This window comes from Psychrobacter sp. GW64-MNA-CIBAN-0177, assembly GCF_040309585.1.
Taxonomy (GTDB): domain Bacteria; phylum Pseudomonadota; class Gammaproteobacteria; order Pseudomonadales; family Moraxellaceae; genus Psychrobacter; species Psychrobacter okhotskensis.
In genome coordinates this window covers 145572-152383 of record NZ_JBEOOY010000007.1, presented here as the reverse complement: position 1 = coordinate 152383, position 6812 = coordinate 145572, and the positions used below count along the sequence as shown (strand labels likewise).

General features: G+C 43.4%; 6 protein-coding genes and 1 rRNA gene. 4 read left to right on the top strand and 3 right to left on the bottom strand.

Features of this window, described 5'->3' with window-relative positions; all coding sequences use genetic code 11:
• A 16S ribosomal RNA gene (locus AAEY79_RS06925) occupies positions 1-636 on the bottom strand; the annotation flags it as partial.
• 776 nt (positions 637-1412) lie between these two features.
• Positions 1413-2069: a DNA glycosylase gene (locus AAEY79_RS06920; protein ID WP_101210706.1), complete on the bottom strand. Its 657-nt coding sequence runs from the start codon at positions 2067-2069 to the stop codon at positions 1413-1415.
• A gap of 311 nt (positions 2070-2380) precedes the next feature.
• Between AAEY79_RS06920 and upp the strand changes: the two genes are divergently transcribed.
• Both upp and AAEY79_RS06910 read left to right on the top strand, forming a co-directional pair.
• On the top strand, positions 2381-3028 hold the full coding sequence (gene upp, locus AAEY79_RS06915; RefSeq protein ID WP_201567837.1) for a uracil phosphoribosyltransferase: 648 nt from the start codon (positions 2381-2383) through the stop codon (positions 3026-3028).
• A gap of 113 nt (positions 3029-3141) precedes the next feature.
• Positions 3142-3894 (top strand): SDR family NAD(P)-dependent oxidoreductase, encoded by a 753-nt coding sequence (locus AAEY79_RS06910; protein ID WP_201567836.1) that lies wholly within the window; start codon positions 3142-3144, stop codon positions 3892-3894.
• 24 nt (positions 3895-3918) lie between these two features.
• Here the strand turns inward: AAEY79_RS06910 and AAEY79_RS06905 are convergent, their stop codons facing one another.
• On the bottom strand, positions 3919-4587 hold the full coding sequence (locus AAEY79_RS06905) for a hypothetical protein (RefSeq protein WP_352287780.1): 669 nt from the start codon (positions 4585-4587) through the stop codon (positions 3919-3921).
• A gap of 177 nt (positions 4588-4764) precedes the next feature.
• Between AAEY79_RS06905 and AAEY79_RS06900 the strand changes: the two genes are divergently transcribed.
• Positions 4765-5676 (top strand): ABC transporter substrate-binding protein, encoded by a 912-nt coding sequence (locus AAEY79_RS06900; RefSeq protein ID WP_051395157.1) that lies wholly within the window; start codon positions 4765-4767, stop codon positions 5674-5676.
• A gap of 77 nt (positions 5677-5753) precedes the next feature.
• The gene (locus AAEY79_RS06895) at positions 5754-6725 is read left to right on the top strand and encodes an alpha/beta hydrolase (RefSeq protein ID WP_352287777.1); all 972 of its coding nucleotides are present in this window, start codon (positions 5754-5756) and stop codon (positions 6723-6725) included.
• Positions 6726-6812: the final 87 nt, after the last annotated feature.

Genomic DNA, 6812 nt, shown 5'->3' with positions numbered 1-6812 from the left:
TCAGATGCAGTTCCCAGGTTGAGCCCGGGGATTTCACATCTGACTTATCGAGCCACCTACGCTCCCTTTACGCCCAGTAATTCCGATTAACGCTTGCACCCTCTGTATTACCGCGGCTGCTGGCACAGAGTTAGCCGGTGCTTATTCTGCAGCTAATGTCATCGTCCGTGGGTATTAACCACGGAGTCTTCTTCACTGCTTAAAGTGCTTTACAACCAAAAGGCCTTCTTCACACACGCGGCATGGCTGGATCAGGGTTTCCCCCATTGTCCAATATTCCCCACTGCTGCCTCCCGTAGGAGTCCGGGCCGTGTCTCAGTCCCGGTGTGGCTGATCATCCTCTCAGACCAGCTACAGATCGTCGCCATGGTAGGCCTTTACCCCACCATCTAGCTAATCCGACTTAGGCTCATCTAATAGCGAGAGCAGTAAACTGCCCCCTTTCTCCCGTAGGTCGTATGCGGTATTAATTCGAGTTTCCCCGAGCTATCCCCCACTACTAGGTAGATTCCTAAGTATTACTCACCCGTCCGCCGCTCGACGCCTGGTAGCAAGCTACCATCGTTTCCGCTCGACTTGCATGTGTTAAGCCTGCCGCCAGCGTTCAATCTGAGCCATGATCAAACTCTTCAGTTTAATCTTGCTATGTAACCCTTTAAAGAGGCTACTAAACTTGGCTCATCTAATCTGGCAAAATCGCTAAAAATTATGTTCGTAATGAATTAACTTTGAGTTTTTCTGCTGTCTTAAATGATAATTTTTATAGTTAATAATCTCTCCGAAAAGAAAAGATAGTCAACTTTATTTTTTAGCATTCTGAATCAGCAAAAATCCACACAAGTTGTTCTTTAGTTATGCTTTTAAATAGTGTTCATCTACTGTCGTCCAGTAGGTGATTATATAGGGTGTCTCTTTCACCATTTAGCTCTAATCCCTTGCGGGTTAAGCTATCTAGCGAGCCGACTATCTTATCATAATGATTGGGATTGTCAAGCTTTTTTATAATTTGTTTCAGTAAGTTAGTCAGGTTATTTATATGTAATTTACATATAAGCTTTCCTGCTTTGCCTTAATGAGGTGCGTATTATAGACGCTTTATTTGGTAAGTCAAGAGGTAAATTATTTTATTTTAAAAGTAATTTATTTTGCTGATTCTCCTAAGTGGTAAACCACTTATCTAAACCGCCTTCCCTTTCGACTGGGACGCATTATACTCGGTTTGATATGAGGGTCAAGGGGATTTGTTGGCTATTTTAAAGATTATCTCGCCTTATTATTAATATCTTATATTTATCAGTCAGTTAAGATTAAAAATAGTTTTATCATGATAAGAAATAGCATTTTCTGCTTAAAATCGCTTATTTCTTCTATATAGAAGCTGTCTATATACTCTTCTTTTATACATAACGCTTTTATAGTTTACCTATCTTTTTAAAGAAGTCTTTGTAAGCAGCGACTTTCTTCTCTAACGCCAACGGGTATGCGCGCGAGGTTGACGGCAATCTATATAAGGTAAGATTGTTCACCTCGGCTTTTTTACTATGCTCGTTTTGCCATTCATAAGGATAAGCCATACTTTGATTGGTCTTAGGATATTTGGATTTGGCAGGTGGCTTAGCTAATAAATTGAGCAATACTTCTGTCGCTTTACCGCCAGTGGTAAATAAGGTTTCAACCTTTGGTACTTGTGGCAATATATTATCTAGATCAACTGGGGTGACAACGGTTAAGTTTTTATCTGAGGCATTGCCGGTCTCGCGGATAGCCTGAGTAACGGTAGGACAAGAAGCAATGCCGCGCTCGAACATAAAGGCGCGAATACGCTCAGGGTCAAAGCGCTTTTCATCACCGACTCTGAAATAATCCACATCGTCAAAAAATACCTTGCCATAAATACGCCACATATCATTATAAAAGTTCGGATAATGGAAACTCATGGCCCATTTATCAGCGGTCGGTGGAAATGTGCCCATCATCATCACGGTGGCATCGGGTGGTAACACTGGACCGAACGGATGGGTTTCTACTTCTGCTGCTCGAGCTGCGGACAATATCGAATTATTATCCATTTTATTAGCATTATTATAAGTATTGGATGGTTGTGTAGTCATAAGATTCTTCATCAGAAAAGCGGTTTTTTTGCTATCATAGCAGGCCTAAACACTACTTCATCTATCATGACGTTATTATAGTCAAACATAGTCAGTCTAAATGGAAATAGCCTTGCTACAAATGCCTTTGGCTTACTTTCAATTAAAGCATTAAGCTTACTATCGCTGGGCTAGATATAGGGTTGAAGTGCGGTAAGTGTTTGTATCTTTTATACTAATAGCAACCGCAGTAACTGCGCAAGCATCAGACCAAAACTAAGAGAGACCTTATGAGCGACTTAAAAATTACCGTCATTGATCATCCGTTAGTCCGTCATAAACTCAGCCTCATGCGCGAAAAAGACTGTAGTACTTATAAGTTTCGTACTTTGACCAAAGAGCTTGCACGCTTGATGGCGTATGAAGCGAGCCGCGATTTTGAAATCGAAACCTTCCCAATGGAAGGCTGGTGTGGTGAAATCACTGGTGAGCAAATTATCGGTAAGACCGCAACGATTGTGCCGATTTTACGTGCGGGTATTGGTATGCTCGACGGTGTGCTCGATTTGATTCCGACGGCAAAAATTTCTGTGGTTGGCTTGCAACGTGATGAAGAAACCTTGCAACCTGTGCCATTCTTTGAAAAATTCGTCAGCCATATGGACAAACGCCCTGCCCTTATCATTGACCCAATGCTAGCGACGGGTGGCTCAATGGTTGCGACTATCGAGATGCTCAAGAAAAATGGCTGTACTAATATTAAAGCGTTGGTATTGGTTGCGGCACCTGAAGGCGTGCGTTTGGTCAATGAGGCGCACCCTGACGTGACTATCTATACCGCTGCCCTCGACAGCCATTTGGATGAGCACGGTTATATCATTCCAGGCCTTGGTGATGCGGGTGATAAAATCTTTGGCAAGCAGTTGTCAAACAAGTAATTATTTTGCCACCTTTGAGATAATAGCCATTAAGGTAAGACCAGTAAGCCTAAACAAGCTATCGTCATAAAAATCATGGCACTAGCAAATAGCATCAACGATAAGGATATAAAATGAACGTATTGATTACAGGGGCAAGCGCCGGTTTTGGGAAAGCGTTGGCTGAACGTTTGATTGCCAACGGTCATCAGGTGATTGGCTGTGCTAGACGTCTAGATAAACTTAATAATTTGGCAGAAACCTTGGGCGAAGCGTTTTTACCCGTGGTGATGGATGTGAGTGACACGGCAGCTATCCCGCAAATTATCGCTGATCTGCCTGATACCTTTAAGCAAATTGATGTGCTGGTGAACAATGCAGGGCTGGCGCTCGGTACAGAGCCTGCGCACAAAGCCAGTCTTGATGATTGGATGCGCATGACCGACACCAATATTAAAGGTCTCATGGCGCTCACTCACGCGGTCTTGCCAGCGATGGTGGCACGCGATAGCGGTTATATCATTAATGTTGGCTCGATTGCAGGCAGCTGGCCGTATTTTGGCGGTAACGTTTACGGCGCGACCAAAGCATTCGTCAAACAGTTTAGTTTAAATCTGCGAGCGGACTTAATAGGTACGCAAGTGCGCGTGACCAACCTTGAACCGGGTAATGTTGCGGGCACTGAATTTTCAAACGTGCGCTATCATGGCGATGACGATAAAGCTGCTCAAGTTTATGATGGCTTCAAAACCATGACGGGTGAGGATATCGGCGATATCTTATTATGGCTGATTGAATCGCCAGCTCATATCAACGTCAATCGCTTAGAAGTCATGCCAGTCGCACAAACCTATAACGGGCTGACGATTGCTAAGCAGGATTCTTAAACGTTTAGCCGAGCGTTCGACTCATTAACGTAATTCATAATAACGAAGCAACGTAGTCTCACCTATGTTGCTTCTTTTTTTGCTGATGACATTCTCTTCATTGACCAAGCGTAACTCCTGAAAATCTAAAATCAATACTTCATTGCGTGTGCGCTCACTGGTGCGCTTATTGTGACGTATCGGAAATCCTACCACCTGCCTTCCGACGATGGTTATCTGATTAATCACTGCTTCTGAATGATCCATGACAGATTTTTTATGGGCTTGCTGCGCATTGATGACTGCTGTGGCAGGATTCACAGTCGTGGTTAACAGCTTATCTAAGCGCGCAATTTTTGGCATACTTCCTCCCAAAAACAACGTCTGCGCAAGTGGTAAATACTGAGCATGACGTATCAACTCTCGGCGAAATAACGCTGGCATATCCGCATTAAAACTGTCTTCTGTCTGCCGATAAAAAGCAATAAATTGACGCTGCAGATAACCGCCAAATACTGTAAAGTTAATCCACTGTTGATAGATATCATTAGCCAGTAATTGCCTAGTGAAAATATCGGAAAAAGCCTTGGCATCTGGTGTGATATTACCCATTAACATGGCTATCAATAAGCTGTGCGCATCGGTAAAAGTCTGCTGCTCCCAAACTTGCGGGTAAAGGCTGCTATCAAGTGATGCCAATGTCGATATGCTCATAAAGCATCGCCCCTTTATTGTTATATTTCAAATTGAGATAATGACTCTTAATCACAAGCGTCACTTACTGTCTATTCATTTTATGCTATGGTCAGCTTAGCTATTTTTTATGAGCACTGTTTTTATTAATGCAGATTTTACTATAACAAGCTCCCATCGATAAGATAAGGATATTTTATGACGAATAATGCGCTGACTTTGACCTTAGAATGGTTCTTGAATCCTGACCATTTACCGTTTATCGCAGGGATTCAGACCGGTGCGTATCAAAAAGCTGGACTCGATATCACCATGATTGAACCGACGGAGCATTATGATGGCTTTGCCGAGTTGCAAGCAGGCAATATCGACCTGCACGTCAATGAGCCGATTCATTTATTTGAACATTATTTTGATGACCTAAAAGCGCTCGGCTGTTTTTTTGTGACCGATGGCGGCGTGCTGATGAAGCAAAGTAGCATGGAGAAGCTACAGCAAAACCAGCCAATACGTATTACTACGCCAGCAGCCAATCCCATTACCAATAAAATCGGCTTTGAGATTCTGCATCGTTATGCCAAGCAGAATAACTTTGAATTGGATCGTAATAATGTTGAATTCGTCGAGACGGACTTTCAGCATTTAAAGCATTTGCAGGAAGGCGATGGCAACCCTAAAGGTCAGGGCGAATTCGATGGCGCTTGGTTATGCTTTTATAACTTTGAAGGTATTGAGGCCAATCACGCTGGACTGGACTACACCTTTATTGATCAAAACTTATCGCCCTATCCCAACTTTTCAGCGCTTGAGCTGATGACGACGCATAGTATTTGGGACGCTAAAAAAGAAGCGTTGCAGCAGTTCGTCAAGATCACTACTGAGATGGGCCAGTTATGTATCAATGATCCAGAGCAAGCACGCGCGATTTATTATGGTTACACAGGTGAATCAGCGTCGGCACTGATGGATGACATTATCAATGATACGCTCAAGCGCTTGATAACGCCTATTGAACCCAACGCTGGTCGTTGGTCGGCACTACGAGATATGTTAAATACACTTGATATCGCTGCGCTCAGCGATGCGGATTATGCAAAGCTGTGGCAGTAAAACAATAGTCAAAATAGTTGGCTTGTTTTTTGGCTTATTTTTAACAGTTACGATATTTATCACGGAAATACGACGCTATGATGACCAATTTAATGACGTTGCCCAGTCGCTACCAGTCGCGTTACCAGTTGCAAACGCTGACCGTTACTGCTGCTGACGGTACGTCGCTGCCCGTTCCAGTCATTGGTCAAGGTACGCCAGTGCTAATGCTGCATGCCTATGGGATGGATGCACGCGAGTTCTTACCTTTTATCTTGGCACTGACGGGTAAATATACTTTTTATTTGCCGCATCTGCGTGGTTTTGGTGCCGCAAAAGATATCATGATGGAACAGTTTGATTTTGTCCGTCAATATGCGGATGATACTAACGCTGTGATTGAGCAAATTTGTGAATGGCGTCAAATAGAGACGTTGCCAGTGGCAGCTATTTCGATGGGCGCGCAAGTCATGTGGGCTTATTTTGAGCGTTTTGGTGCCTCAAGAGTCAGTCGCTATCTTAATATTGATCAAAATCTAGCGATTCATAATCAAGATGACTGGCAAGGAGGACTATTTGGCACACGGCAACAAGAAGTGTTCGATATCTTTCAAGAAGTAATCGATCTGACCTTACCTTATGCAGACTCTAATAGCTTTACCCATCTGCCCTTTGCGCTTAAGCGCCATGCAACCGATGTCGAAAGGCTGTTTTCTTTATTATCCGTTAATCGCACGCGCTCAAAAGCCTTTATACAAACGATGACTCATAAAAACGACCACACACTCGCGCTTTACGACCACAGCATTTGGCATCAAAAAATGCGCTGCTTGCAAGCCTATTTGGTCTTACCTTACGATTTTCGCGGTGCCATAGATAGAGTGACTATTCCTGTGGTCAATCTCATCGGTGGTCGCTCTAAGCTTTATGATCCCAAATGGCAGCAGAAGATTACCCAAATGCTGCCTAACGCCACTGAAGTTATTTTGCCACGTTCAGGTCACGCCATTCCCTTGGATGAGCCGATTGGGTTTTATCGAGTGTTAAAAGAGTTTTTGCAGAATCGCTAGCTCAGTGCAACTTACTGCGATGTCACAGAACCACTCTATAATCGACACTGTTACTGTACAACCCGTCATAGTAATCGCTCTATCCAC